The sequence below is a fragment of the Stenotrophomonas acidaminiphila genome (assembly GCA_002951995.1).
GTDB lineage: Bacteria > Pseudomonadota > Gammaproteobacteria > Xanthomonadales > Xanthomonadaceae > Stenotrophomonas > Stenotrophomonas acidaminiphila_A.
The window spans coordinates 2,872,085-2,897,656 of record CP019797.1; the positions used below are offsets into that span (position 1 = coordinate 2,872,085).

The following is a 25,572-nucleotide window of genomic DNA, read 5'->3' on the forward strand; positions in this document are numbered from 1 at the left end:
AGAATCGCTGAAGGCCGACCTGATCAATTCGCTGCGATGGGAGCGCAAAGACAGCGAGTACATCTCTATTTCTTGCTCCTACACAAACTCTTCAAGCTACCCAACCACCATAGAACGTGCCGAGCTCGTGGCGCACGGGTTCGATCTTGCAGGAACAGGCTCACAGCTTCGTCTACAACCGGAAAATGAGGCCCCTGACCGCTCAGACTTTTCGCCTCTTGTGCTTCCGTTGAATTTACAGGCCCGGACAGCATCCTCCGGCTGGATCACGTTTCGCATGCCGAAGAGCTGGATTAGTCGTTATATTGTCGATAAGTACGAATTAGTAGCCACCACATGGTCGGGCCATAAGGTAACGATCGAAACCCACATCGTGATGAAGCAGGGAAAATGAGCAACCACATAGCATCGATCGTGCAGATTGGCGCCATAGGAAGCCCCAATGTCAGCGATGGAAGGCTCCTTCCTTTTATTACAATTGATTGCACAGATTGCCCTGAAGTGGAGAACTCCATTGAAGTTCACGGACATCTTCCGGCACCTGGAGACGTCGTTTCTACTTGGGGCTGGAAGCGCTTTAGCAAGTCAGATGTATATCTGCGCCTTGATTTCAAAAGACCCATTACCACCACTGCACATTTGGCAATCCCTGTTTCTACTAAAGGCTATGTTGTTGACTGGATCATGGCCGTCCGAGGGCTCTATCTTCAATCGTCAAAGTACGGCGGCTGCGTGTCAGAGGGCCTGGGAAGTCCCGCAATTATTGTAGAAGTTCCCAGCGCATCAACGTTCCCAGTTTGGCCGGCCATCTACCGGAAAATCCTAGTTAAGCGCTTTAAGGCCGGAGGCCTTAAAGGCAAGGCAATCGATAAAGCCATCGAAGACTACAAGGCCAGGCAGAGGGAAATTTGGTTCAGGCGTCCTCAAGCTCCCTAAATAGCGATTAATTCAAGCTGACGCCACTCCGGCGCGGCTTAGCTCAGCATTAGCCGCCGGACTCACGTCGACAGATGCCATGGGCGGACTTGGTCCGCCCATGGCCATCAACCTAGGCTATTCCTCAGCAGCAATCACGATGCCGCGTCGGGTCACTATCACCCGCGCGTTCTGGCCAACTTTGAGGCCGGCGGCCTCCAGCCAGTCGCCGCACAGTCGCAGGTAGGGCACCTGCCGGGTCTTGAAGCGGCGGTCCTTTTCCTTGGCGCGGCTTTCGTAATACTGGCAGCCGACTTTCAGGGTGCGCGACGTAAAACGGGGTTCGACCTGCTCGGTCATGGCGATCTCCTAGGCATGGATGGAGCCGCATGGCTTTCGGGCGCGGCGACCGCCTAGTAAAGGTGTGTTGAGCACCTTTGGCGATCTGATCACCTCACCCGAGCAGGGTCAACGTCAGACAATCCCCCGCAACCGCCCCAGGGTTACCCGATCCCGCTGCTCCAGGTCCTGCACGGTTTCCACTTCGCCGAAGCCGCCCTGCTCCAGCAGCGCGCGGATGGCCGGGCCCTGGTCCCAGCCGTGTTCGAGCAGCAGCCAGCCGCCGGGGACGAGGTGGTCGGGGGCGCCGGCGATGATTTCGCGGATGGCGTCCAGGCCGTCGGCGCCGGAGGCCAGCGCCGGGGGCGGTTCGAAGCGCAGGTCGCCCTGCTGCAGGTGCGGGTCGCCGGCGGCGATGTAGGGCGGGTTGCTGACGATCATGTCGAAGCGGTCCGCGCCCAGCGCGGCGTACCAGTGGCCGCGGCGGAACCAGACGTTGTCCAGTCCGTGGGCCTGGGCGTTCTTCACCGCCACCGCCAGGGTGGGGCCGAGCAGGTCGGTGGCCATCACCGTGGCCAGCGGGCGTTCGCTGGCGATGGACAGGGCGATGGCGCCGCTGCCGGTGCCCAGGTCGGCGACGCGGGCCATGTGCTCGGGCGGCAGCCGCGCCAGTGCCTGTTCCACCAGCAGCTCGGTTTCCGGGCGCGGGATCAGGGTGGCGACGTTGACCTGCAGGTCCAGGGTCCAGAAGCCGCGGCGGCCGGTGAGGTAGGCCAGCGGGTGGCCTTCGGCGCGGCGCTGCAGCAGCAGTTCGAAGCGCTGGCGGGCGTCGTCGTCCACCGGGTCGGTGGCGTGGGCGAACAGCCAGGCGCGGTCCACGCCCAGCACGTGCAGCAGCAGTTGTTCGGCCTCGTGCCGGGCGTCCTCGCCGGGCAGCCGGGCGGCGCCTTCCCGCAACAGCGCGGCAACCTGGGGGGTGGACACTTCACTACCTCTTCGCGGGACGTTTCCGGGACCGGGAGGATAGTCACCCGGCCTGCCGCTGCCTACCGCGGCGGCGCCGGCCCGGGATCGAGCCTGCCTATGCCGCCCGTTCAGGTTTGGGCCAGATGTTGGCTTGGAAAGCCGGAAAACGCGCCCGATATCGGGGTGAGGGCCCGCTGCCGGGGCCGAATCAATAGCCAATATCTATTGATGCGATGCATTCAATTCATTTGTTTTATTAGGCACTGCCTATTAGCCTGTGCTGCACGGTTCACCACCCGTCCCTTCAACCAAGAGGAAGTTCCATGTCCCTTATCAACACCCAGGTCCAGCCGTTCAAGGTCAACGCCTTCCACAACGGCAAGTTCATCGAAGTCACCGAGGAAAGCCTGAAGGGCAAGTGGTCGGTGCTGATCTTCATGCCGGCGGCCTTCACCTTCAATTGCCCGACCGAGATCGAAGACGCGGCCGAGCATTACGCCGAGTTCCAGAAGGCGGGCACCGAGGTCTACATCGTCACCACCGACACCCACTTCTCGCACAAGGTGTGGCACGAGACCTCGCCGGCCGTGGGCAAGGCCAAGTTCCCGCTGATCGGCGACCCGACCCACCAGCTGACCAACGCTTTCGGCGTGCACATTCCGGAAGAAGGCCTGGCCCTGCGCGGCACCTTCGTGATCAACCCGGAAGGCGTGATCAAGACCATGGAAGTGCATTCCAACGAGATCGCGCGTGACGTGTCCGAGACCCTGCGCAAGCTGAAGGCCGCCCAGTTCACCGCCGCGCACCCGAACGAAGTGTGCCCGGCCAAGTGGAAGGAAGGCGAGAAGACCCTGACCCCGTCGCTGGACCTGGTCGGCAAGATCTAAGCGCCGGCAACCGGTGGAGGGAACCAGCAGGCAGTAGCAGCCAGGTTCCGCTCCCTGCACTCCCACCCCGCCCTGCGGCGGGTGTGGGGGTGAACCGAAGCCGCGCCGCGCCAGCCCGTGGTTCTGCCCGCCAGGCGCGGTTTCGGTTCACCCCTACTTTCCCGGCGGGTTGCCCTGGCAACCGCGTCCTCCCCCGTTTTGCCTCGAACAAGGAGTTGCGCCGTGCTCGACGACACCCTCAAGACCCAGTTGCAGCAGTACATGGGCCTGCTGCGCCAGCCGCTGCGGCTGATCGCCTCGCTCGACGACAGCGCCGCCAGCACCGACATGCGCAGCCTGCTGGCGGACATCGTGGCCGCCGGCAACGGCAAGATCAGCCTGGACACCACGGGCAGCGATGCGCGCCGGCCGTCGTTCGTGATCGCCCGCGAGGGCGAAAGCCACGGCGTGCGCTTTGCCGGCCTGCCGCTGGGCCACGAATTCGAATCGCTGGTGCTGACCCTGCTGTGGACCGGCGGCCATCCGCCGAAGGTGGCGCAGGAGGTGATCGACGGCATCAAGGCGGTGGACGGCGAGTTCGCCTTCGAGGTGTACATGTCGCTGACCTGCCACAACTGCCCGGACGTGGTGCAGGCGCTGGCGCTGATGGCCATCGTCAACCCGAAGATCAGCACCACGGTGATCGAGGGCGGCGCGTTCCAGCAGGAAGTGGAGCAGCGCCAGGTGATGGCGGTGCCGATGGTGTTCCAGGGCGGCGAGATGTTCGACTCCGGGCGCATGACCCTGGAGCAGATCCTGGCGCGGCTGGACACCGGCGCGGCCAGGCGCGAAGCGGCGAAGATCGCCGCCAAGGACCCGTTCGACGTGCTGGTGGTGGGCGGTGGCCCGGCCGGCGCGGCCGCGGCGATCTACGCCGCGCGCAAGGGCATCCGCACCGGCGTGGCGGCCGAGCGCTTCGGCGGCCAGGTGCTGGACACCATGGCCATCGAAAACTTCATTTCGGTGCAGTACACCGAAGGCCCGAAGCTGGCCGCGGCGCTGGAGCAGCACGTGCGCGAGTACGAGGTGGACATCATGAACCTGCAGCGCGCCACCCGGCTGGTGCCGGCCGGTGCCGATGGCCTGGTGGAAGTGGAGCTGGAGAACGGCGCGTCGCTGAAGTCCAAGAGCGTGATCCTGTCCACCGGTGCGCGCTGGCGGCAGATGAACGTGCCCGGCGAGGACGCGTACCGCAACAAGGGCGTGGCCTACTGCCCGCACTGCGACGGCCCGCTGTTCAAGGGCAAGCGCGTGGCGGTGATCGGCGGCGGCAACTCCGGCGTCGAGGCGGCCATCGACCTGGCCGGCATCGTCAGCCACGTCACCGTGTTCGAGTTCGACAGCAAGCTGCGCGCCGACCAGGTGCTGCAGGCCAAGCTGCACAGCCTGCCGAACGTGACCGTGGTGCTCAACGCGCAGACCACCGAGGTGCTGGGCGACGGCCAGAAGGTCACCGGCCTGGTGTACACCGACCGCGTCGGCGGCGATTCGCACCGGGTGGAACTGGAAGGCATCTTCGTGCAGATCGGCCTGCTGCCGAACACCGAGTGGCTGCGTGGCACGGTGGAGCTGAGCCCGCGCGGAGAGATCGTCATCGACGAGCGTGGCCAGACCAGCGTGCCGGGCGTGTTCGCCGCCGGCGACTGCACCACGGTGCCGTACAAGCAGATCATCATTGCCATGGGTGCCGGCTCCACCGCGGCGCTGAGCGCGTTCGACCACCTGATCCGCACGTCGGCACCGCAGCCGGCGCCGGCGGTGGCGGAGACGGCCTGATGTTCACCGCCCCTCTCGCTTTGCGGTGAGAGGGGCGGTTTGCGAACCCCGGCTTCGCGGCCCGCCGAACGCCCTTGCGCCAACGCAGGGGCCGGGACACGGGGCGGAGGCCGGGGTGAAGGCAAGGCGCAGCGCCCTGTGCTGTCTGCATGCACGACGCTGTGCCCCTGCCCTCATCCGCCCCTGCGGGGCACCTGCATGCGGCGCATCCCCGTGCCGCACCCTCCGGGCGGCTTTGCCGTGCGGCCTGGCCGCCCTGCCAGGCTGGCTGCCGACGGAGCAGGAAACGACGTTTGGAGGCCGGAATGAACCTGCGTGACCTCAAGTACCTGGTGGCGCTGGCCGAGCACAAGCACTTCGGCCGCGCGGCGGCGGCGTGCTTCGTCAGCCAGCCCACGCTGTCCACCCAGATCAAGAAGCTGGAGGAAGAGCTGGGCGTGCCGCTGGTGGAGCGCGCGCCGCGCAAGGTGATGCTGACCCCGGCCGGGCGCGAGGCCGCCGCGCGCGCGCGCGGCATCGTGGCCGAGGTCGAGCAGATGAAGGAGGCCGCGCGCCGCAGCCGCGACCCGGAGGCCGGCACCGTGCGCCTGGGCATTTTCCCCACGCTGGGGCCGTACCTGCTGCCGCACGTGGTGCCGGCGATCCGCGCGCGCTTCCCGCAGCTGGAACTACTGCTGGTGGAGGAAAAGAGCGACGTGCTGTTGACCCAGCTGCGCAACGGCCAGCTCGATGCGGCGCTGCTGGCGCTGCCGCTGCACGACGACCAGCTGCATGCCGAGTTCCTGTTCGAGGAGCCGTTCGTGCTGGCCGCGCCCGAAGGCCACCCGCTGGCCGCGCACGCCACGCTGTGCATGGCCGACCTGGCCGACCAGCGCCTGCTGCTGCTGCAGGACGGCCACTGCCTGCGCGACCAGGCGCTGGATGTCTGCCACCTGGCCGGGGCGCTGGAGAAGTCCGAATTCCAGGCCACCAGCCTGGAAACGCTGCGGCAGATGGTCGCGGCCGATGTCGGCGTCACCCTGCTGCCAATGCTGGCGGTGAAGCCGCCGGTGGCGCGCTCGCAGAACATCCGCCTGCTCGGCTTCGCCGGCGACGACGCGCCCAGCCGGCGCATTGCCATGGTCTGGCGCCGCAGCTCGGCGATGAGCGAGTTCCTGCAGCAGCTGGCGGGCATTTTCCAGCGCCTGCCGCCGGACCTGCTGGCCCTGTAGGCGCCGGCCTGGCTGCGCGGCGCGGCGGCCCGGCAAGCCTGTGCCGGGCGCGCCCGGCAGCTACCGGCACGCCAGGCCGCGCGGGGGCGCGCCGGGCCATGGATCCGGCGCTGCGCCCGGTGTGGAGCCGTGCCCGCAACGCAGCCGTCCGCGTGCCCGCGTGCCACCTGCGCGCGCCTGAACCAGGGCCGCCGGCGCATTGCAACGCCGCCGCCCCGCCCCATGATCGGGGTGGGTCGCATCCGTTCCACAATCCCCGCACAATAGGCCCCGGGCGGTGCCGCATTGGCGCCGCCTTTTGCATGTCTCTCAACAATTGCAGGAGTTTTTTCCATGCCGACCAACAGCGGCCTGCCGCCATCGATCGTCGTCTCCAGCCGTGACATGGCCCGCCTCGAGGCCATGCTCGATTCCCCGGCCCTGAGCCGGCACCCGGCCGCCGTCGCCCTGTCCCAGGAGCTCGAACGCGCGCAGGTGCTGCCGCCGGAGGAAATCCCCGCAGGCATCGTCACCATGCATTCGCGCGTGGACTGCGTGGACGAACTGCACGACGAACAGCATTCCCTGACCCTGGTCTATCCGCACGAGGCGGATTTCGACAAGGGTCGCGTCTCGGTGCTGGCGCCGGTGGGCAGCGCCCTGCTGGGCCTGTCCGTGGGCCAGACCATCGACTGGACCGCCCCCGGTGGCCGCCAGCTGCGCCTGCGCGTGACCGCCGTCCACTACCAGCCCGAAGCCGCGGGCGATTTCCACCGCTGAGCGCCGTGCGCCGGCCCCGCAACAGGAACCTGCCATGACCCGATCCAAGCTCGCCCAGCTGCGTGAACTGTCCGTCGTGGTCGCCGATACCGGCGACTACGACGCCATCAAGCGCCTGCGCCCGGTCGACTGCACCACCAACCCGACGCTGGTGCGCAAGGCGCTGGACCTGCCGGTGTACGCCGGGCTGATCGAACGCGAACTGGAATGGGGCCGCGCCCAGCCCGGCGACCGCGCCGAGGTCGCCAAGGCCGTGGTCGACCGCCTGACCATCGGCGTGGGCGCGATGCTGGCCGAACTGGTGCCGGGCCGCGTTTCCACCGAGGTCGATGCCGACCAGGCCCACGACACCGCCGCGACCATCGCCAAGGCGCGCCAGTTCATCGCCATGTACGAAGCGGCCGGCGTGCCGCGCGACAAGGTGCTGATCAAGATCGCCGCCACCTGGGCCGGGGTGGAAGCCACCCGCGTGCTGCAGGCCGAGGGCATCGACTGCAACCTGACGCTGATCTTCAACCCGACCCAGGCGCTGGCCTGTTCGGAAGCCGGCGCGTTCCTGATCTCGCCGTTCGTGGGCCGCATCCTGGACTGGTACGTGGCCAATGGCCAGGCGCCAGCCAGCATCGACCAGGACCCGGGCGTGCGGTTCGTGCGCGGCGTGTACGCCGAATTCAAGCGCCGCGGTTCGCCGACGGTGGTGATGGGCGCCTCGTTCCGCTCGACCGCGCAGATCGAGGCGCTGGCCGGCTGCGACCGCCTGACCATCTCGCCGGACCTGCTGGAAAAGCTCGACGCCGACCTGGGCGAGCTGCCGCGCAGGCTGGTGCCGGGCGCCGCCGAGGCGGTGGACGTTGCGCCGATCGACCAAGCGAAGTTCGACGCGGACATGGCCGCCGACCCGATGGCCACCGAGAAGCTGGCCACCGGCATCGACGCTTTCGCCAAGGACCTGCAGGCGCTGCGCCAGCGCATTGCCGACGAACTGGCCCGCTGAACGTCCGCGGGAGCGCCCCCGGGTGCGCTCCTGCGGGCAACCGGGCAGCGCTTGGCGTGTGTCTGGCCGCGAGCATATGCGGGGCAAGCCCCGCATCTACGGTACCGGGTGGCTGCAGAAGATCCCGGGCTCCCGCCCTGCCGGCGGCGCATCGCCGCCGCGCTGAACCGCCGCCCCTCGCAGACGCGCGCCTTCGTGGGCGATGGGGCTTTGCCGGCAAGGCCGGCCGCGCCTCCAGGTGCGTGCCTGCAGACGCCCGGGCCATGCCCGAAGAATGTCCGGCCGCGAAGGTGCATGCGGGGCAAGCCCCGCATCCAGGCTCAGAAGATTCCCAGTTCCAGCCCCGCCGCGAGCAGCGCGCCGAGTTCGCGGCCGCGCGCCAGGTCGGCCTGCGGCAGCATCTTGGGCGCGGCAATGGCTTCCGGCGTCTGCGCATGGGTGCGCACCAGCAGCGGTTCGGCCACTTCGCGCAGGCGCAGGCCGGTGGCGATGCGCCGCAGCTGGGCGATGGTCGGCTGCCCGTCCGAACCGGCGCAGACCACCAGCGCGTACGGCTTGCCGTCGCAGCGGCCCAGCAGCGGGTAGTAGCTGCGGTCGAAGAAATCCTTCATCGCGCCACTGATCGAGGCCAGTGTTTCCGGGGTGGCGAACACCACCGCATCGGCGCCCAGCACGTCGTCGGCCGCGGCGTCGGCCGCGCGCAGCAGGCGCACGTCCAGCGCGTCGCGGCCCCCCTCGCGCGCCGCCTCGGCGACCGCGCCGGCCATGGCCCGGGTGGCGCCGGTGAAGCCGTGCCACACCACCAGCAACCGGCGTGGCGCGGCCTCCGCCACCTCAGGCGTCCAGCCCGATCGGGCAACTCACGCCGGTGCCGCCGATGCCGCAGTAGCCGTTCGGGTTTTTTGCCAGGTACTGCTGGTGGTAGTCCTCGGCGTAGTAGAACGGCGGCGCCAGGTACACGATCTCGGTGGTGATGTCGGCGTAGCCGGCCGCGCCCAGGCGCTGCTGGTAGGCATCGCGGCTGGCGATGGCGGCATCGAACTGCGCCTGCGTGTGGCAGTACAGCGCCGAGCGGTACTGGGTGCCGGTGTCGTTGCCCTGGCGCATGCCCTGGGTGGGGTCGTGGTTTTCCCAGAAGGTGCGCAGCACGGTGTCCAGCGTGACCCGCGCCGGGTCGAACACCACCCGCACCACCTCGGTGTGGCCGGTGAGCCCGGAACAGACTTCCTCGTAGGTGGGGTTGGGGGTGGTGCCGCCCTGGTAGCCGACCGCGGTGGTCACCACGCCCGGCAGCTGCCAGAACTTGCGTTCGGCGCCCCAGAAGCAGCCCAGGCCCACGTCCAGCACGTCCAGCCCGGCGAAATCGCCGCGCAGCGGCTGGCCGTTGACGTAATGCACGTTGTGCAGCGGCAGCGGCGCCTCGCGCCCCGGCAACGCTTCTTCCGACCGCGGCAGGCGCTGCTTGAACGCGCCGATGCCCAACCGCCCGTGTCCGATACCCAGCATGGTCCGCTCCTCAGGCCGGCAGGATTCCCGGCGCTTGCTCATCGTCACAGATGGGGCCGGCCGCGGCGTCGTCCAAGCCCAGCGCGGCGACGATGTCGTCGGCCTCGGGTTTGGCCGCGTCCGGCACGCAGACCCGCAGCAGGCCGAACAGCGGCAGCTCGCCGCCGGCGCCCAGCAGCGATTCGCCGAACACGAAGGCCGGGATGCCGGCGTCCTCCAGCGCGTGCTTGACCAGGTGCGCGTCGAACAGGTTGTTTGTCTGGTAGACCAGTTGCATGGGGTTGTCTCCGGGAAGGGCGGGCTCAGCCCGGGCGGCACAGGGCGTCGGTGGCGGCCACGCGCGCGCTTTCCTGTTCGGCCGCCTGGCGCCACTGCTGCAGTGCCGGCAGCGCGGACAGCGCCTGCAGGTAGGCCGCGGCGGTGTCGTCCAGCGCCACGCCATAGCCGTCGAAGCGGATCGCCACCGGCGCGAACATGGCATCGACGATGCCGAAGCCGCCGAACAGGAAATCGCCGCCGGCACCGTGTTCGCGGCGCAGCGTACGCCACAGCGCCTGCACCCGGTCGATGTCGCGCTGGGCGGCGGCGTCCCAGCGGTAGCCGTCGGGCCGGCGCCGGCTGTTCATCGGCAACTGGGTGCGCAGCGCGGCGAAACCCGAGTGCATTTCGGCCGCGGCGGCACGGGCCAGCGCGCGCCGCTGCAGTTCGGCGGGCCAGCCGCGGCCGCCCAGCCAGCGCTCGTTGGCGTACTCGCAGATCGCCAGCGAATCCCAGAGCACCAGCTCGCCATCGCGCAGCGCCGGCACCTTGCCGGTGGGCGAGTGGCGCAGCGCCTGGGCGGCGAACTCCGGCGTGTCCAGCGCCAGCACCACCTCGTCGAATTCGACGCCGAACTGGCGCAGCAGCAGCCAGGGGCGCAGCGACCAGGAGGAGTAGTTGCGGTTGCCGATCACCAGGACGGGGCGGGGCATGGGCGCTACCTGCGGGCGGGACGCCCAGCATAGCGCCGGTCCGGCAGCCGGCGCCCGGCTCGGCTAAACTTGCGTTCTATTTCAATACCCTGCGCCCCCATGTCCGAGAACACGCCTGCCGCTGCTGCCACGCCGGAGACGGCTCCCGCCGAGAAGCGGGACTTCATCCGCCAGATCGTCCGCGAGGACCTGGCCAGCGGCAAGCACACCGCGATCAAGACCCGCTTCCCGCCCGAGCCCAACGGCTACCTGCACATCGGCCACGCCAAGTCGATCTGCCTGAACTTCGGCATCGCCGGCGAGTTCGGCGGGGTGTGCAACCTGCGCTTCGACGACACCAACCCGGCGCGCGAAGACCCCGAGTACGTGGCCGCGATCCAGGACGACGTGCGCTGGCTGGGCTTCGAGTGGAACGAGCTGCGCCACGCCTCGGATTACTTCGAGGCCTACTACCTGGGCGCGCAGAAGCTGATCCGCGACGGCAAGGCCTATGTCTGCGACCTGTCGGCCGAGGAAGTGCGCGCCTACCGCGGCACCCTGACCGAGCCGGGCCGCCCCTCGCCCTACCGCGAGCGCAGCGTCGAGGAGAACCTGGACCTGTTCGCGCGCATGCGCGCCGGCGAGTTCGCCGACGGCACCCGCACCCTGCGCGCCAAGATCGACATGGCCAGCGGCAACATCAACCTGCGCGACCCGGCGATCTACCGGATCAAGCACGTCGAGCACCAGAACACCGGCAACGCCTGGCCGATCTACCCGATGTACGACTACGCGCACGCGCTGGGCGACGCGCTGGAAGGCATCACCCATTCGCTGTGCACGCTGGAGTTCGAGGACCACCGCCCGCTGTACGACTGGTGCGTGGACAACGTCGATTTCGCCCACGACCCGGCGCTGACCCAGCCGCTGGTGGACAAGGGCCTGCCGCGCGAAGCGGCCAAGCCGCGCCAGATCGAGTTCTCGCGGCTGAACATCAACTACACGGTGATGAGCAAGCGCAAGCTGATGGCGCTGGTCACCGAGCAGCTGGTGGATGGCTGGGACGACCCGCGCATGCCGACCCTGCAGGGCCTGCGCCGGCGCGGTTACACGCCGGCGGCGATGCGCCTGTTCGCCGAGCGCGTGGGCATTTCCAAGCAGAACTCGCTGATCGATTTCAGCGTGCTGGAAGGCGCGCTGCGCGAGGACCTGGACAGCGCCGCGCCGCGCCGCATGGCGGTGATCGAGCCGCTGAAGCTGGTGCTCGGCAACCTGCCCGAAGGCCACGAGGAAATGCTGACCTTCAGCAACCACCCCAAGGACGCAGCGTTCGGCGAGCGCCAGGTGCCGTTCTCGCGCGAGCTGTGGATCGAGCGCGAGGACTTCGCCGAAGTTCCGCCCAAGGGCTGGAAGCGGCTGGTGCCGGGCGGCGAAGTGCGCCTGCGCGGCGCCGGCATCGCCCGCGTCGACGAGGTGGTGAAGAACGACGCGGGCGAGATCGTCGAGCTGCGCGGCTGGCTGGACCCGGAATCGCGCCCGGGCATGGAAGGCGCCAACCGCAAGGTCAAGGGCACCATCCACTGGGTCAGCGCGCGGCATGCGGTGGAAGCGGAAATCCGCCTGTACGACCGCCTGTTCTCGGTGCCGGACCCGGACAACGAAGCCGACGGCAAGAGCTACCGCGACTACCTGAACCCGGAATCGCGCCGGGTGGTCACCGGCTACGTCGAGCCGGCCGCGGCCAGCGCGGTGCCGGAGCAGTCGTTCCAGTTCGAGCGTACCGGCTACTTCGTCGCCGACCGCCGCGACCACACGGCGGACAAGCCCGTGTTCAACCGCAGCGTGACCCTGCGCGACACCTGGGCCGGCTGATGGGCAGGAGTGAGTGAAGAGGAGTGAGGAGTGGGAAGAAGCGGATCCTGCCGCGTTTTCAGCTCCTCGCCCCCGCCTTGCTCCCCCGCCTTCTCTCTCCCCTCACTCCTCTTCACTTACTCCTCGCCCAATGCTCTACGCCCAAGTCCACCTGACCCTCCCGGCCTGGATCCACGAAGTCGTCGACACCCGCCGCGTGTATCCGGGCGACGACGCCAAGGTCGCGCTGGCGGTCGAGCTGTCGCGGCTGAACGTGGATGCGGAAACCGGTGGCCCGTTCGGCGCGGTGGTGTTCGGCCCGGACGACCGCGTCATCGCCGCGGCGGTGAACCGCGTGGTACCGCACTGCACCTCGCTGGCGCACGCCGAGAACATGGCCTACATGCTGGCGCAGCAGCGGCTGCAGAGCCCGCGGCTGAACGACGTGCTGTCGCCGGTGACCCTGGCCACGTCCTCGCAGCCGTGCTGCCAGTGCTACGGCGCGACCATCTGGGCCGGCATCGACCGACTGCTGATCGGCGCCAGCGCCGCCGACGTCGAGGAACTGACCGCGTTCGACGAGGGCCCGCTGCCGGCCGACTGGGTCGGCGAACTGAACCGGCGCGGGATCGAGGTGGTGCAGGGCCTGCACCGCGATGCGGCGCGCGCGGTGCTGCGCCACTACGGCCACAGCGACGGCGCGCGCTATTGAGGCGCACGGCCACACCCACCGCCCGCGGTGGGTGGGCAGCCCCCTTCCGTTTGGCAGCCGATGACCGCGCCTGCACCCTGACGGCGCAGCGCGGTCGCGACACGCGGGCACAGGCGATACCCGCTTGATGCCGGCGGCGCTTGCGCCCGGTTCCGCGGACCGCGCAGCGCGCCCGGCCGCCCCGGCATCCGCTCATGTGCGAGCCTATGGCGCGCTCTTCCCCACCCTGCTCCGCCCCACCTCCAAGGAATCCCGATGACCGGCCTGCTGTGCTACTGCCGCCAAGGCTTCGAGCCGGAACTGGCCGCCGAACTGACCGAACGCGCGGCCCACGCCGGCATCGCCGGCTATGCGCGCACGCGGCGCAACGACGGCTATGTGGTCTTTGCCAGCGATGACGCCGACGCGCTCGACCGCGCGCTGCCGTGGCGCGGGCTGATCTTCGCGCGGCAGAAGCTGCGCCTGCTGGCCGAACTGCCGCAGCTGGACCCGGCCGACCGCATCAGCCCGATCATCGCCGCGCTGCAGGGGCAGCCGCGCTTCGGCGAGCTGTGGGTGGAGCACCCCGACTCGGACGCGGGCAAGCCGCTGGCCGGGCTGGCGCGCAGTTTCGGCAACGCGCTGCGCCCGGCGCTGCGCAAAGCCGGGCTGCTCACCGACAAGGACAACACCCGGCTGCCGCGGCTGCACGTGGTGTTCGTCGACGGCACCCATGCCTTCGTCGGCGTCGCCGACACCCGCGACAGCGCGCCGTGGGCGCTGGGCATCCCGCGGCTGAAGCTGCTGCCCGAAGCGCCCTCGCGCTCGGCGCTGAAGCTGGACGAGGCGCTGCTGACCCTGCTCACGCCCGAGGAACGCGAGGCGCTGGTCAAGCCGGGCATGCGCGCGGCCGACCTGGGCGCCGCGCCCGGTGGCTGGACCTGGGTGCTGACCCGCCAGCACCTGCACGTCACCAGCATCGACAACGGCCCGCTGCGCCAGCACGTGCTCGATACCGGCCTGGTCGACCACCTGCGCGCCGACGGCTTCCACTGGCAGCCGGAAACGCCGCTGGACTGGATGGTCTGCGACATGGTCGAACAGCCGCGACGGGTGGCCGAGCGCATGGCCACCTGGCTGCGCGAAGGCTGGTGCCGGCACGCGATCTTCAACCTGAAACTGCCGATGAAGAAGCGCTGGGACGAGACCCGCCTGTGCCTGGACCTGTTCGCCGCGCAGGCCGGGCGGCCGCTGACCGTGCGTGCCAAGCAGCTGTACCACGACCGCGAGGAGATCACCGTGCTGGCGATCCCGGCGCGCGGCTGATCGCAGGTGCGGGGCTCGCCCCGCACGACGCATTGCCGGGAAGGCTGCGTGCGGGGCAAGCCCCGCACCTGCGGCGGTACGTCGTTGCTTTCGCAACCAGCGGCCATTCCCATGGCGCGGCTCTGGCACACTGCGAGCCTTCCCCGCATGGAGAGCGCCGCCATCGTCCGCCACGTCCTGTTGCGCCCTGTCGTCGCGCTGTGCCTGGTGGTGTGCGGCAACGCCGTCGCCGCCCCCGATTTCGTCGCCCGCGACCATGTCGGCGACGGCGTGTTCAGCGCCGGCATCGAAGGCCCGGCCAGCGGCCCGGACGGCGCCCTGTACGTGGTCAATTTCGGCCGCGACGGCACCATCGGCCGGGTCGATGCGGACGGCAGCGCCGAACTGTTCCTCACCCTGCCCGACGGCAGCGTCGGCAACGGCATCCGCTTCGCCGCCGACGGCACGATGTGGGTGGCCGACTACACCGGCCATGCCGTGCTGCGCGTCGATCCGGCCACCCGCGCGGTGTCGGTGTTCGCGCGCCTGCACGGTGCGCACCAGCCCAACGATATCGCGCTGGCGCCGGACGGCACGCTGTATGCGAGCGACCCGGACTGGGCCAACCCGGACAACGGCCAGCTGTGGCGCATCGACCGCGACGGCCGCGCACAGCGGCTCGAATCCGGCATGGGCACCACCAACGGCATCGAGGTCAGCCCCGACGGCCGCCGCCTGTACGTCAACGAAAGCGTGCAGCGCAATGTCTGGGTGTATGACCGCGATGCCGCCGGCGCGCTGTCGAACAAGCGCCTGCTGCTGCGCTTCGACGACCACGGCCTGGACGGCATGCGCTGCGACGCCGACGGCAACCTGTACATCGCCCGCTACGGCGCCGGGGTCATCGCCATCGTATCGCCCGACGGCCAGCTGCTGCGCGAGGTGCCGCTCAAGGGCCGCAAGCCGACCAACCTGGCCTTCGGCGGCAGCGACGGCCGGCAGGTGTACGTGACCCTGCAGGACCGCGGCGGCATCGAGACCTTCCGCGCCGACCGCCCGGGGCGTGAATACGGGCGCTGAGCCGGAAACGGCGACCGCCGCGCGGCGTCTCATTCCACGCAACCGCGATCGGGCATGCTGTCACCCTTGGGAGGACACGCATGCATGCCATCGAACTGAAGGACCCGGCCGGTTTCGGCAATGAATTCCTGCGCCTGACCCTGCTGCAGGGGTTCCAGTCGCTGACCAAGCGCGACCTGGAGCTGTTGATCTTCGTGCTGCTCGAACGCGACGGCGCGATCGACCGCGGTGATTCCAACGCCAGCGTGGCGCTGCAGCTGCGGGTCACGCCGGCCAAGGTCAAGGGCCTGCGCCGCGACGGCTACGCGCGCTGGCGCGCGCTGGTGCCCGAGGACGCCGACGCCGCGCTGCAGCGCATCGCCGCGACCGTGCTGACCGAGGCCAACCTGCGCTCCGGGGCCAAGCACGTGAGCGAGCGCAGCCGCAAGGACGGCTTCCTGGCCGTGCGCATCGAGCACCCCGACGACGCCCAGCGCTTCGAACAGGCCATCCTCGAGGTCGGCGCGCTGCCGGTCTACGAGCGCAACCGCGAGGTGGTGGCGGTGCGCTTCGACACGCTGCTGAAGATCGCCGAGCGCTGGGGCTACCTGCAGCCCGACCCACAGGCGACGGTGGCGGCGCTGAAGAAGCTGGCCCCCACCTCGGAGGAAGTGGCCGACCTGCTGAAGAAGGACGTGGCGCAGCTGCGCTGGGACGACGTGCGGCGGGCGCTGAACAGCCTGGGCGCCAAGGCGGTCAGCTCCACCGTCGAAGGCGGCTTGAAGGGCCTGCTGAAGCTGGCGTTCCCGTTCATTCCCGGCTGAGGCGGCCGGCGCTGAACCGGCGGCAACATTCAGCCGGCCTGCATGGGTTCTTGCGGCCGGTTTAACGGGGGCGGGCCAAGCATCGGGGGCGTGTTTTCCCTCACTGGAGTGCGCCCATGAACGTTTTCCGCCCGCTGCTTCCCGCCCTGCTGCTGTGCGCGGCCAGTGCGCCGGCACTGGCCCAGGAAACCGGCAAGACCACCTTCACCGACAAGGGCACGCCGGTCACGGTGACCTCGGAGGAACCGGATTCGGTCCGCGGCGACTACCATATCGACTTCGCCACGCTGGACCGCGACCACGACGGCTACATCAGCCGCCAGGAAGCCCAGGCCAACCCCACGCTCGCGCGCGAGTTCGATGCGCTCGACAGCCACCGCAGCGGCCGCCTGAGCAGGGCGCAGCTGGAGGGGTGGATGAAGAAGTGAGGCCGCGCGGGCCACAGGCGAATCCCGTCGTCCGTATGCGAGGTCTGCCGTGCTCCGTCCCTGCCTGCCCCCCGTTGTCCTGCTGTTGGCCGCGATGGCCGCCGCGCCCGCGCCGGCACAGACCGCGCCACGCGACGGTGCCGTCACCGCGCCATTGCCGGTGGCCCCGGCGCCGGTGCGCGCGCAGCCACTGGCCAGCGGCGCGGTCACCCATCAGGTGCGGCTGCCGGGCGAACCCGGCCAGGCCACGGTGATCGTGCGTTCGATCCAGCCGGACAGCGTGGCCGGCAACTACCGCATCGATTTCGACGCGCTTGACGTGGACGGCGATGGCTTCATCAGCCGCGAGGAGGCGCAGGCCAACCCGGCACTGGCCGACGAGTTCACGGCGCTGGACAGCGCCCGGCGCGGGAAACTGGCGCGCGAACAGCTGGCCGGCTGGCTGGTGGATTGACACGCAACCCGTAGGTGCGGTGCTTGCCCCGCACGGGGCTTTCCGGGGACGGCCCCATCGCCCACAGCAGTGCGTTCCTGCAAGTGCGCTCGTCCGGGAGAGCGCGCCGTCACAGCCCCGAGGCGCGCTTCCAGAACAGCGACAGCAGCGGCGGCATGCGCCCGGCCAGGCCGAGCAGCGCGCCGCGCGCCAGGGTCAGGTGCATCTCGTCGTTGGAGAACACCCGGTTGATCGCGTCGAAGCCATGCGCGGCGACAGTGTTGTCGCTGCGCCGGACCCGCGCCCAGCGCCGCAGCCGGTGCGGCGCGGTCCAGTCGGCGCGGCGCTGGTGCGCGTCGTGCACCAGGGCGCGCAGCGCGGCCACGTCGCGCAGGCCGAGGTTGACGCCCTGCCCGGCCAGCGGGTGCACCACGTGCGCGGCGTCACCCAGCACCAGCACGCGGCCGGCGACATAGTCGCTGGCCAGCTGCCGGCGCAGCGGGAAGGCCGCGCGCGGCGAGACCGGGCACATCGGCCCCAGGCGGCCGGCGAAGGCGTTGGTCAGTTCGCGGCCGAAGGCGTCGTCGTCCAGCGCCAGCACCCGCTCGGCCTCGGCGTCGGGCAGGGTCCAGACGATGGAACTGCGGTGCGTGTCCACCGGCAGCACCGCCAGCGGGCCGGTATCGAGGAAGCGCTGCCAGGCGGTGGCTTCGTTGCCGCGCGCGCTGTCCACGTAGCCGACCACGCCGCGCTGGCCGTAGTCGTGGCGCGATACCTCCAGCCCGGCCAGCGCGCGCAGGGTGGATTCGCCGCCATCGGCGGCGATGGCCACCGCCGCATCGACCCGGCGGCCGTCGTCCAGGCGCAGGCGCACGCCGCGTTCGTCCTGTTCCATCGCCTCGACCCGCGCCGGGCAATGCAGCTGCACGCCGGCACCGGGCAGTGCCGCCCACAGCCGGTCCACCAGCAGCCCGTTCTCGACGATCCAGCCCAGCTCGCGGCGGCCCAGGGTGTCGGCATCGAAGGCCAGTTCACCGCCACCGACCGCGTCCCACACCCGCATGCGCAGGTAGGGATGCGCCCGCGCCTGCGCCACCTGCGGCCATACCCCGAGCGATTCCAGCAGTGCCGCGTTGTCGTGGGCGAAGGCGAACACGCGCAGGTCCGGCCGCTGCGCCGACCACGGTGCCGGCGCACGCCCTTCCACCAGCGCCACCTGCAGGCCTTCGCGCGCCAGCGCCAGCGCGCAGGTGCTGCCGACCACGCCCGCACCGACCACCACCGCATCCAATCCACCACGCCGGCTCATTGCACCTGGCTCCTGCACAGTGCGGGCACCTGCCCGCGGAAGCCCATCGCGCCACCGACCAGGAACGACTGCAGCGGCGCGGCCTGCGCGGCGGCCACCAGCCCGAGGCTGCGCAGCGGCCGCAGCAGCGGCGCCGGGTTGCCGGTCAGCCGCGCCAACCCGTCGGAAAAGGCCAGGGTCTGCTCGCGGTCGGGCGCGCGACGCTGCACGTAGGCCCGCAGCAGGTCGTCGGCGCCCGGGTCGCACGCGGCATCGCCGATCAGCTCGGCCAGGGTCAGCGCGTCGCGCAGGCCCAGGTTGAAGCCCTGCGCGCCCAGCGGATGGATGGTCTGCGCGGCGTTGCCCAGCAGCAGCGCGCGTTCGCCGACCAGTTGCCGGGCCAGCACCTGGACCAGCGGGTAGGCGCTGCGCGGGCCGCTTTCCAGCAGCCGCCCGGCGCGCCAGCCCAGTACCGCCTGCACGCGCGCCAGCCAGGCGGCATCGTCCAGCGCCATCACCGCCTCGGCCTCCGCGCGGGCCACCCCATGGACCAGGCCGTAATGGCGGTCGCCACGCGGCAGCAGCGCGGTCGGGCCGGTGTCGGTGAAGCGCTCCCAGGCGGTGCCGTCCGGTGCCCGGGCGGCGCGCACCCGCGCCACCAGCAGGGTCTGCAGGTAATCGTGTTCGCTGGCGTCGATGCCCAGCGCCTGGCGCACCGCGCTGCGGGTGCCGTCGGCGCCGACCACCAGCCGCGCGCGCAGGCTGCGCTCGCCCGCGGCGTCGGCGATGCGCACCTGGCGGCGGCCATCGACGCAGTCGCCCAGGCCGACGAACGTGGCCGGGCGGTAGCGGGCCAGCCGCTGCAGGTCGCCCAGGCGCGCTTCCAGCGCGTGGCCGAAATCGCGCGCCACCACCACCTGGCCGAAGGCGTCGCGGCCGTAGTCGCCGGCATCCAGCAGCACGCGGCCGAAATCGCCGGCGCGGCTGACGTGGATGCGGCGGATCGGGCCCGGCGCGCTTTCCAGGCGCTGCATCACCCCAGCGCGGTGAGCGCGTTGACCGTGGCCGCGGCGAAGCTGAGGTTGCGCTGGTCGAACACCGCCGGCAGCGCCCCGGCCGGGGTCGCTTCCACCAGCGCCACGTCCAGCCCCAGCCGGTCCAGGGCGATGGCCAGGCTGGCACCGACCAGTCCGCCACCGACGATCACCACATCATGAAGGTCGCTCATGCCGCCATGATAATGGCTCGGCCAGCGCGAACGCCGCCGCGTTGCCGCGCCGCACCCGCGGCGGTGGCGCGACTGCGGCTAGAATGGCGGCCTGATTCCGCCAGATCCCTCATCACCATGACCGCCAACGTCCAACGCACCTTCGTCCTGACCCTGCTCGTGCTGCTGATGGTCGGCACCCGCATCAACCATTTCGCGCCGATCCCGGACGCGTCCTGGGCGGTGTTCTTCATCGGCGGCTTCTACCTGCGCGGCTGGACCCGCTGGGCGTTCCCGCTGCTGATGGCGCTGGCGGTGGCGATCGACTGGGCGGTGATCAGCGGCCAGGGCATGGATTTCTGGGCGCACTACTGCGTGTCGGCCGGCTACTGGGCGCTGGTCCCGGCCTATTTCGCGATGTGGGCCGGCGGCATGCTGCTGCGCCACGCCTACACCGGCGCCAGCTGGCGTGCGCTGGGCCTGTTCGCCGCCAGCCTGGTCGGCGCGGTGGTGGTGTGCCACCTGTTCGCGCAGGGCGGTTTCTACTGGACCAGCGAAGTCGTCGCCGAGCCGACCGTGGCCGGCTGGTTCAAGAACTACACCGACTGGCTGCTGCCGTACATGCGTACCGCGGCCCTGTACACCGGCATGGCCGCGCTGGCCCAGGTTGCCGCCGAGGCGTTCGCGCGCCAGGCGGCCGCCGACCGCGTCGCGCACTGAGCGGCCGCGCACCATGGGCAACCGGCTCTCCAAAATCTATACCCGCACCGGCGACGACGGCACGACCGGGCTGGGCGACGGCAGCCGCACCGGCAAGGACTCGCTGCGGGTCAATGCCTACGGCACCGTGGACGAGGCCAACTCGGCCATCGGCGTGCTGCTGGCGGTCACGCTGCCGGACGACGTGCGCGCGCTGTTGACCACCATCCAGCACCAGCTGTTCGACCTCGGCGGCGAACTGTGCATTCCCGGCCATGCCGCCATCCAGGGCGCCGACATCGACGCGCTGGAACGGCACCTGGACCGCTACAACGACGACCTGCCGCCGCTGAAGGATTTCATCCTGCCGGCCGGCGGCGAGGCGGCCGCGCGCTGCCACCTGGCCCGCACCATCGTGCGCCGTGCCGAGCGCGAGGCGGTGGCCCTGGCCCGGGTCGAGGCGGTGCGCGGCGAGGCGGTGCGTTACCTGAACCGCCTGTCCGACCTGCTGTTCGTGCTGGCGCGGGTGCTGGCGCGGGCCGACGGCCACGGCGAAGTGCTGTGGAACCACGAGCGCCGGCGCGCCTGATTCCCCCCGGAGGCCGCGCACGCCCGGGCGCGGCCGGTTACAGTGCCGGGCATGCTCGTATTCACCCACACGGCCTGCCTGGGCCATGACCCCGGCCCCGACCATCCCGAATCGCCGGAACGGCTGCGCGCGGTGCTCGACGCGCTGCGCCAGGCGTTCCCGGAGCAGCTGGACTGGCGCCAGGCGCCGCCGGCCAAACTCGGCGAACTGGCGCGGGTCCACACCCGCGAGCTGATCGACGACATGCTGCAGGCGCAGACCGCGCCGCTGCGGCGGATCGACCTGGATACCTTCACCTCGCCGGGCTCGGCCAGCGCCGCGCTGCATGCCGCCGGCGCCGGCGTGGCCGCGGTCGACGCGGTGATGCGCGGGCCCGGGCGGCGCGCGTTCTGCGCGGTGCGCCCGCCCGGGCACCACGCCACCGCCGACACCGCGATGGGCTTCTGCCTGTTCAACAACATCGCTGTGGCCGCGGCCTACGCCCGCGACGTGCACGGGCTGGAGCGGGTCGCCATCGTCGATTTCGACGTCCACCACGGCAACGGCACCCAGGCCATCTTCGAGACTGACCCGCGGGTGGCCTACTACAGCAGCCACGAGTCCGGCCTGTTCCCGTATTCCGGCAACATGCGCGAGCGCGGCGTGGGCAATGTCTGCAACATCCTGCTGCCGCCGGGCAGCGGCGGGTTCCGCTTCCGCAATACCTGGGCCGACGAACTGCTGCCGCTGGTGGACGCCTTCCGCCCGCAGTTGCTGTTCGTGTCGGCCGGTTTCGACGCCCACCTGCACGACCCGCAGGCCGACCTGATGGTCGAGACCGAGGACTTCGGCTGGCTGACCGCCGAGCTGGCGGCGCTGGCCGACCGCCATGCCGACGGCCGCCTGGTCTCCATGCTCGAGGGCGGCTACGACCTGCAGGCCCTGGCCGAATGCAGCGTGGCCCATGTCGGCGCCCTGCTCGCCCGGTGACGGACGCATGAACCCCGCCCGGCGGCCAGGACCGGCCTTCATTGCCCCCATGCAGGCGATGCGGCAAGCTAGCGGCCGTTTTCACTGAATCCGATCCGCGTGCGCCCAGCCCTCCGCCTGCTTCCCCTGCCCCTGAGCGTCGCCTTCGCACTGTCGGCGATGGCCAGCGAGAAGCCGGTGAACTGGAACCTGTGCCCGGCCACCGACGTGCTGCCGGCGTTCGACGAGGCACCCAAGGCCGACCCTGCCGCGGCCGCCACCCGCGACCAGCTGCCCACCGACATCGAGGGCGACCAGCTCTCCGGCACCAGCGTCATCCCCCAGTACCAGGGCAACGTCGCGCTCAAGCGCGGCGACCAGTTCATGGGCACCGACAACCTGCGCTTCGACACCGAGACCGGCAACTACATCGCCGACGGCAACGTGCGCTATTCGGACTCGTCGATCCGCCTGACCGCCAAGCGCGCCGAGGGCAACCAGGAAACCGACAGCCACAAGATCAGCGATATCAGGTACCAGCTGGTCTCGCGCCGCGGCAACGGCAGCGCCGACTCCATCGACCTGCAGGGCTCGGTGGGGCAGATGCACCGCTCCACCTACACCACCTGCGATCCGTCGCAGCCGGTGTGGAAACTGGCCGCGCCGCAGATCGAGGTGGACAACGACGAAGGCTTCGGCACCGCCCGCAACGCGGTGCTGCGCGTCGGCAAGGTGCCGGTGATGTACATGCCGTGGTTCAAGTTCCCGATCGACGACCGACGCCTGACCGGGCTGCTCTATCCCAAGCTGAGCCTGTCCGGGCGCAACGGCTTCGACTACGCGCAGCCGATCTATTTCAACCTGGCGCCGAACTACGACGACACCCTGACCCCGCGCTGGATGAGCCGGCGCGGGCTGATGCTGGACAACGAGTTCCGCTACCTCTACGGCGGTGGCCGCGGCCAGCTGGAAACCGAGTGGATGCCGCATGATTCGCTGCGCGACCGGGAGCGCGGCAAGATCGCCTACAACGGCTACCACAATGTGGACCGGCACTGGCAGGCGCGCGCCAACCTGGCCTGGGTCAGCGACGAGCGCTACATGGAGGATTTCGCCAACCGCCTGCTCGGGGTGACCGCCTCCAACCTGCAGAGCACCGCCGGCCTGTACGGCACCGGTCGCACCTGGACCGCCGGGCTGATGGCCGACCACTGGCAGCTGACCGACTACACCCTGACCGAGGCCGCCCTGCCCTACAGCCGCCAGCCGCGCCTGTTCGGCACCTGGGACGACAGCTTCGGCCGCTGGCTGGAAACCGGCGTCTACGCCGAGGCGGTGCGCTTCACCCACAACGACATCCGCGGCAAGACCATCATCGACGGCGAGTACGTGCGCGACGGCAGCCTGACCCGGGTGGACGGCGGCTCGCGCCTGGACATCAAACCCTACGTGTCGATGCCGCTGGCCGGCGCGGCGTGGTACATCACCCCGACCCTGGCCTGGCGCTACACCGCCTACGATCTGGACCGCGGCCTGGCCGACAGCATCCGCCGCAACCAGCTGGTGGCCGACGGCATCGACCCGGCCACCGCCACGCCGGAGCAGTTGCGCGGCAATACCACCCCGCACCGCAGCCTGCCCATCGCCAGCCTGGACATGGGCCTGTTCTTCGACCGCGAGACCGAGATCGGCGGCAAGTCCTACCTGCATACGCTGGAGCCGCGGCTGTTCTACCTGAACACCCCATACCGCGACCAGCGCGACCTGCCGCTGTTCGACACCCGCGCCTTCACCTTCAGCTGGGGCCAACTGTTCCGCGATTCGCGCTTTACCGGCGCCGACCGCCAGAACGACGCCAACCAGCTGACCACGGCCCTGACCACGCGCCTGATCCGCCAGGCCGACGGCCGCGAGAAGCTGTCGGCCAGCATCGGCCAGATCTCCTACTTCGATGACTCCAGGACCACCCTCGGCAGCGGCGATGCCATCGTCCAGCAGGGCAACTCGGCCTGGGTCGCCGACGTCAACTGGGCGATCAACGACCGCTGGACCCTGGGCAGCACCTACCAGTGGAACCCGAAATACCGCAAGGAAGACCTGGCCAGCGTCCGCGCCCGCTACCTGATGCCCGGCGACGGCGTGGTCAACCTGACCTACCGCTACCGCCGCAACCCCAGCACCAACGTCGACCAGCTCAAGCAGGCCGACCTGTCGTTCCTGTACCCGATCAACCCGCGCTGGAGCATCGTCGGCCGCTATTACTACTCGATGCTCGACAACAAGCCGCTGGAAATCATCGGTGGCGTGCAGTGGGACAGCTGCTGCCTGGCGGTGCGCGCGCTGGCCCGCCGCTACGTGCGCAACCGCGAGGGCGACATGAACAATTCCCTGCAGGTCGAGTTCGTGCTCAAGGGCCTGAGCTCGGTCGGGCAGGACACGGACCGCACCTTGCGCCGTGCTATTCTCGGCTACAACCGAGACGACCTGTACCTCGTTCCGCCCAGCAACATCGAGGCGAACGACGACGACTACGATCCGAACCTGATTCCATGACCAAGACCCTATCCGCAGTCCTCGCCACCCTGCTGGCGCTTGCCGGCGTGTCCGCACCGGCCGCCGCGCAGCAGACGCAGCCGCTGGACCGCATCGCCGCCGTCGTCGACGAGGACGTGATCCTGCAGAGCGAACTGCAGCGCGCGATCAACAACATCAAGGCGCAGTACGCCGGCCGCGAGCACCAGCTGCCGCCGCAGGGCGTGCTTGAACGCCAGGTGCTCGAGCGCCTGGTGCTGGTCAAGCTGCAGGTGGCCCGCGCCGAGAGCAGCGGCATCCGGGTCAGCGGCGAGGAACTGAACCAGGCCATCGCCAGCATCGCCCAGCAGAACGGCACCAACGTGGACGGCCTGCGCCAGCGCCTGGCCCAGGACGGCATCGGCTTCGACGACTTCCGCAGTTCGGTACGCGAGGAAATCATCACCCAGCGCCTGCGCCAGAGCTTCGCGCAGAGCCGCATCAGCGTCAGCGAGGGCGAGGTGGACGCGGCCCTGGCGCAGCAGAACGCCGGCGGCATGCAGTACCACCTGGCGCACATCCTGGTGGCGCTGCCCGACGGCGCCAGCGCCGAGCAGATCGCCACCGGCCAGAGCAAGATCGACGGCATCAAGAACCTGATCGGCAAGGGCGAACTGGACTTCGCCGCCGCCGCGGTGCGCTATTCCGACAGCCCCAACGCGCTGGAAGGCGGCGACCTCGGCTGGCGCAGCCTGGACGAGATCCCCAACGCGTTCTCCGCGCAGATCAAGGCGATGAAGGCCGGCGACGTGATCGGCCCGATCCGCGGCCCCAGCGGCTTCCAGCTGCTGAAGCTGGTGGAAGTGCGCGACAGCGACAATGCCGCCGGCACCCATACCGTCACCGAGTACCACGCCCGCCACATCCTGGTGCGCGTGACCGACCAGGTGGACAACGCCGCGGCCAAGGCGAAGATCGAGACCCTGCGCGCGCGCATCGCCGGCGGCGCCGACTTCCAGACCGTGGCCAAGGAATCGTCCGACGACGCCAACAGCCGCGGCCAGGGCGGCGACCTGGGCTGGTTCCCGGCCGATGCGTTCGGCCCGGACTTCGGCCGCCAGGTCGAGAGCGTGCAGGACGGTGGCGTCACCGCGCCGTTCCGCACCGATGCCGGCTGGCACATCGTGCAGCGCGTGGCCACCCGCCAGACCGACGTGACCGACGACAACAAGCGCGCGCAGATCCGCGACCAGATCGGCCGCCGCAAGCTGGACGACGAGTACAACCGTTTCCTGCAGGAGCTGCGTGGCGACGCCTACGTCAGCTTCCGCACCGGCGACCGCGCCGAGGGCACCGCCGGGCCGGACGCCGGCGCGTCCGAACCGGCCAAGCCCTGA

At 70.0% G+C, this 25,572-nt stretch carries 24 protein-coding genes and 1 pseudogene; 17 read left to right on the forward strand and 8 right to left on the reverse strand.

All coding sequences use genetic code 11. From position 1 onward, the window contains the following. Window positions 1-1,053 precede the first annotated feature (1,053 nt). Window positions 1,054-1,275 (reverse strand): hypothetical protein, encoded by a 222-nt coding sequence (locus B1L07_12830; GenBank protein ID AUZ55815.1) that lies wholly within the window; start codon window positions 1,273-1,275, stop codon window positions 1,054-1,056. Between the two features lie 114 nt (window positions 1,276-1,389). Further along, a complete protein-coding gene (locus B1L07_12835) occupies window positions 1,390-2,238 on the reverse strand; it encodes a protein-(glutamine-N5) methyltransferase, release factor-specific (GenBank protein AUZ55816.1) in 849 nt (282 codons plus the stop codon). Window positions 2,239-2,543: 305 nt separating this feature from the next. Here B1L07_12835 and B1L07_12840 point away from each other — a divergent pair, with 305 nt between their 5' ends. The 5 genes from B1L07_12840 to B1L07_12860 all read left to right on the forward strand — a co-directional run bounded on the left by B1L07_12840 (window position 2,544) and on the right by B1L07_12860 (window position 7,886). Further along, entirely contained in the window at window positions 2,544-3,107 is a 564-nt protein-coding gene (locus B1L07_12840; protein AUZ55817.1) for a peroxiredoxin, read from the forward strand. A 222-nt stretch (window positions 3,108-3,329) separates the two neighbouring features. Then, window positions 3,330-4,922: an alkyl hydroperoxide reductase subunit F gene (locus B1L07_12845; GenBank protein ID AUZ55818.1), complete on the forward strand. Its 1,593-nt coding sequence runs from the start codon at window positions 3,330-3,332 to the stop codon at window positions 4,920-4,922. A 305-nt stretch (window positions 4,923-5,227) separates the two neighbouring features. Then, a complete protein-coding gene (locus B1L07_12850) occupies window positions 5,228-6,133 on the forward strand; it encodes a DNA-binding transcriptional regulator OxyR (GenBank protein AUZ55819.1) in 906 nt (301 codons plus the stop codon). A 333-nt stretch (window positions 6,134-6,466) separates the two neighbouring features. After that, window positions 6,467-6,892 carry a nucleoside diphosphate kinase regulator gene (locus tag B1L07_12855; protein AUZ55820.1) on the forward strand — a complete coding sequence of 142 codons (426 nt, stop codon included), beginning with the start codon at window positions 6,467-6,469 and terminating at the stop codon, window positions 6,890-6,892. Window positions 6,893-6,926: 34 nt separating this feature from the next. Beyond that, complete coding sequence (locus tag B1L07_12860) at window positions 6,927-7,886, forward strand: transaldolase (GenBank protein AUZ55821.1); 960 nt, start codon at window positions 6,927-6,929, stop codon at window positions 7,884-7,886. 320 nt (window positions 7,887-8,206) lie between these two features. On the opposite strand, the gene B1L07_12865 is transcribed toward B1L07_12860, so the two are convergent. The 4 genes from B1L07_12865 to B1L07_12880 form a co-directional block, all read right to left on the reverse strand. Beyond that, on the reverse strand, window positions 8,207-8,653 hold the full coding sequence (locus B1L07_12865) for a flavodoxin (protein ID AUZ56599.1): 447 nt from the start codon (window positions 8,651-8,653) through the stop codon (window positions 8,207-8,209). A 67-nt stretch (window positions 8,654-8,720) separates the two neighbouring features. Next, window positions 8,721-9,392, reverse strand: coding sequence for a peptide-methionine (S)-S-oxide reductase (locus B1L07_12870; GenBank protein AUZ55822.1), 672 nt, complete (start codon window positions 9,390-9,392; stop codon window positions 8,721-8,723). A 10-nt stretch (window positions 9,393-9,402) separates the two neighbouring features. Further along, window positions 9,403-9,669 (reverse strand): hypothetical protein, encoded by a 267-nt coding sequence (locus B1L07_12875; GenBank protein ID AUZ55823.1) that lies wholly within the window; start codon window positions 9,667-9,669, stop codon window positions 9,403-9,405. Between the two features lie 25 nt (window positions 9,670-9,694). Then, window positions 9,695-10,363 (reverse strand): glutathione S-transferase, encoded by a 669-nt coding sequence (locus B1L07_12880; protein AUZ55824.1) that lies wholly within the window; start codon window positions 10,361-10,363, stop codon window positions 9,695-9,697. Between the two features lie 99 nt (window positions 10,364-10,462). Between B1L07_12880 and B1L07_12885 the strand changes: the two genes are divergently transcribed. The 7 genes from B1L07_12885 to B1L07_12915 all read left to right on the forward strand — a co-directional run bounded on the left by B1L07_12885 (window position 10,463) and on the right by B1L07_12915 (window position 16,954). Next, the gene (locus tag B1L07_12885; protein AUZ55825.1) at window positions 10,463-12,214 is read left to right on the forward strand and encodes a glutamine--tRNA ligase; all 1,752 of its coding nucleotides are present in this window, start codon (window positions 10,463-10,465) and stop codon (window positions 12,212-12,214) included. A 130-nt stretch (window positions 12,215-12,344) separates the two neighbouring features. Next, complete coding sequence (locus B1L07_12890; protein ID AUZ55826.1) at window positions 12,345-12,905, forward strand: tRNA-specific adenosine deaminase; 561 nt, start codon at window positions 12,345-12,347, stop codon at window positions 12,903-12,905. Window positions 12,906-13,160: 255 nt separating this feature from the next. Continuing rightward, window positions 13,161-14,210, forward strand: a complete 1,050-nt coding sequence (locus tag B1L07_12895; GenBank protein ID AUZ55827.1) for a 23S rRNA (cytidine(2498)-2'-O)-methyltransferase RlmM — start codon at window positions 13,161-13,163, stop codon at window positions 14,208-14,210. 147 nt (window positions 14,211-14,357) lie between these two features. Then, a complete protein-coding gene (locus B1L07_12900; GenBank protein AUZ55828.1) occupies window positions 14,358-15,269 on the forward strand; it encodes a gluconolactonase in 912 nt (303 codons plus the stop codon). 80 nt (window positions 15,270-15,349) lie between these two features. Further along, on the forward strand, window positions 15,350-16,072 hold the full coding sequence (locus B1L07_12905; GenBank protein AUZ55829.1) for a hypothetical protein: 723 nt from the start codon (window positions 15,350-15,352) through the stop codon (window positions 16,070-16,072). 116 nt (window positions 16,073-16,188) lie between these two features. After that, a complete protein-coding gene (locus B1L07_12910; protein ID AUZ55830.1) occupies window positions 16,189-16,500 on the forward strand; it encodes a hypothetical protein in 312 nt (103 codons plus the stop codon). A gap of 94 nt (window positions 16,501-16,594) precedes the next feature. Beyond that, a complete protein-coding gene (locus tag B1L07_12915; protein AUZ55831.1) occupies window positions 16,595-16,954 on the forward strand; it encodes a hypothetical protein in 360 nt (119 codons plus the stop codon). A gap of 109 nt (window positions 16,955-17,063) precedes the next feature. Here the strand turns inward: B1L07_12915 and B1L07_12920 are convergent, their stop codons facing one another. Beyond that, complete coding sequence (locus tag B1L07_12920) at window positions 17,064-18,242, reverse strand: 2-octaprenyl-3-methyl-6-methoxy-1,4-benzoquinol hydroxylase (GenBank protein AUZ55832.1); 1,179 nt, start codon at window positions 18,240-18,242, stop codon at window positions 17,064-17,066. Beyond that, window positions 18,239-19,449 (reverse strand): annotated as a pseudogene (locus B1L07_12925) (2-octaprenyl-6-methoxyphenyl hydroxylase). Before B1L07_12925 ends, B1L07_12920 begins: the two are co-directional and overlap by 4 nt. Before the next feature lie 117 nt (window positions 19,450-19,566). On the opposite strand from B1L07_12925, the gene B1L07_12930 reads away from it, so the two are divergent. The 5 genes from B1L07_12930 to B1L07_12950 all read left to right on the forward strand — a co-directional run bounded on the left by B1L07_12930 (window position 19,567) and on the right by B1L07_12950 (window position 25,572). Next, window positions 19,567-20,148 carry a hypothetical protein gene (locus tag B1L07_12930; GenBank protein AUZ55833.1) on the forward strand — a complete coding sequence of 194 codons (582 nt, stop codon included), beginning with the start codon at window positions 19,567-19,569 and terminating at the stop codon, window positions 20,146-20,148. Between the two features lie 13 nt (window positions 20,149-20,161). Continuing rightward, complete coding sequence (locus B1L07_12935; protein ID AUZ56600.1) at window positions 20,162-20,716, forward strand: ATP:cob(I)alamin adenosyltransferase; 555 nt, start codon at window positions 20,162-20,164, stop codon at window positions 20,714-20,716. Between the two features lie 51 nt (window positions 20,717-20,767). Beyond that, window positions 20,768-21,685 carry an acetoin utilization protein gene (locus B1L07_12940; protein AUZ55834.1) on the forward strand — a complete coding sequence of 306 codons (918 nt, stop codon included), beginning with the start codon at window positions 20,768-20,770 and terminating at the stop codon, window positions 21,683-21,685. A 99-nt stretch (window positions 21,686-21,784) separates the two neighbouring features. After that, a complete protein-coding gene (locus B1L07_12945) occupies window positions 21,785-24,217 on the forward strand; it encodes an organic solvent tolerance protein (GenBank protein ID AUZ55835.1) in 2,433 nt (810 codons plus the stop codon). Continuing rightward, window positions 24,214-25,572, forward strand: a complete 1,359-nt coding sequence (locus tag B1L07_12950; protein ID AUZ55836.1) for a molecular chaperone SurA — start codon at window positions 24,214-24,216, stop codon at window positions 25,570-25,572. The genes B1L07_12945 and B1L07_12950 overlap by 4 nt, the downstream gene beginning before the upstream one ends.

Bases quoted from the DNA above. Each gene is read 5' to 3' on its own strand.
- B1L07_12830 (AUZ55815.1), bottom strand. From the start codon at position 1,275: ATGACCGAGCAGGTCGAACCCCGTTTTACGTCGCGCACCCTGAAAGTC.
- B1L07_12840 (AUZ55817.1), top strand. From the start codon at position 2,544: ATGTCCCTTATCAACACCCAGGTCCAGCCGTTCAAGGTCAACGCCTTC.
- B1L07_12850 (AUZ55819.1), top strand. From the start codon at position 5,228: ATGAACCTGCGTGACCTCAAGTACCTGGTGGCGCTGGCCGAGCACAAG.
- B1L07_12855 (AUZ55820.1), top strand. From the start codon at position 6,467: ATGCCGACCAACAGCGGCCTGCCGCCATCGATCGTCGTCTCCAGCCGT.
- B1L07_12860 (AUZ55821.1), top strand. From the start codon at position 6,927: ATGACCCGATCCAAGCTCGCCCAGCTGCGTGAACTGTCCGTCGTGGTC.
- B1L07_12865 (AUZ56599.1), bottom strand. From the start codon at position 8,653: ATGGCCGGCGCGGTCGCCGAGGCGGCGCGCGAGGGGGGCCGCGACGCG.
- B1L07_12870 (AUZ55822.1), bottom strand. From the start codon at position 9,392: ATGCTGGGTATCGGACACGGGCGGTTGGGCATCGGCGCGTTCAAGCAG.
- B1L07_12875 (AUZ55823.1), bottom strand. From the start codon at position 9,669: ATGCAACTGGTCTACCAGACAAACAACCTGTTCGACGCGCACCTGGTC.
- B1L07_12880 (AUZ55824.1), bottom strand. From the start codon at position 10,363: ATGCCCCGCCCCGTCCTGGTGATCGGCAACCGCAACTACTCCTCCTGG.
- B1L07_12885 (AUZ55825.1), top strand. From the start codon at position 10,463: ATGTCCGAGAACACGCCTGCCGCTGCTGCCACGCCGGAGACGGCTCCC.
- B1L07_12890 (AUZ55826.1), top strand. From the start codon at position 12,345: ATGCTCTACGCCCAAGTCCACCTGACCCTCCCGGCCTGGATCCACGAA.
- B1L07_12895 (AUZ55827.1), top strand. From the start codon at position 13,161: ATGACCGGCCTGCTGTGCTACTGCCGCCAAGGCTTCGAGCCGGAACTG.
- B1L07_12900 (AUZ55828.1), top strand. From the start codon at position 14,358: ATGGAGAGCGCCGCCATCGTCCGCCACGTCCTGTTGCGCCCTGTCGTC.
- B1L07_12905 (AUZ55829.1), top strand. From the start codon at position 15,350: ATGCATGCCATCGAACTGAAGGACCCGGCCGGTTTCGGCAATGAATTC.
- B1L07_12910 (AUZ55830.1), top strand. From the start codon at position 16,189: ATGAACGTTTTCCGCCCGCTGCTTCCCGCCCTGCTGCTGTGCGCGGCC.
- B1L07_12915 (AUZ55831.1), top strand. From the start codon at position 16,595: ATGGCCGCCGCGCCCGCGCCGGCACAGACCGCGCCACGCGACGGTGCC.
- B1L07_12920 (AUZ55832.1), bottom strand. From the start codon at position 18,242: ATGAGCCGGCGTGGTGGATTGGATGCGGTGGTGGTCGGTGCGGGCGTG.
- B1L07_12930 (AUZ55833.1), top strand. From the start codon at position 19,567: ATGACCGCCAACGTCCAACGCACCTTCGTCCTGACCCTGCTCGTGCTG.
- B1L07_12935 (AUZ56600.1), top strand. From the start codon at position 20,162: ATGGGCAACCGGCTCTCCAAAATCTATACCCGCACCGGCGACGACGGC.
- B1L07_12940 (AUZ55834.1), top strand. From the start codon at position 20,768: ATGCTCGTATTCACCCACACGGCCTGCCTGGGCCATGACCCCGGCCCC.
- B1L07_12950 (AUZ55836.1), top strand. From the start codon at position 24,214: ATGACCAAGACCCTATCCGCAGTCCTCGCCACCCTGCTGGCGCTTGCC.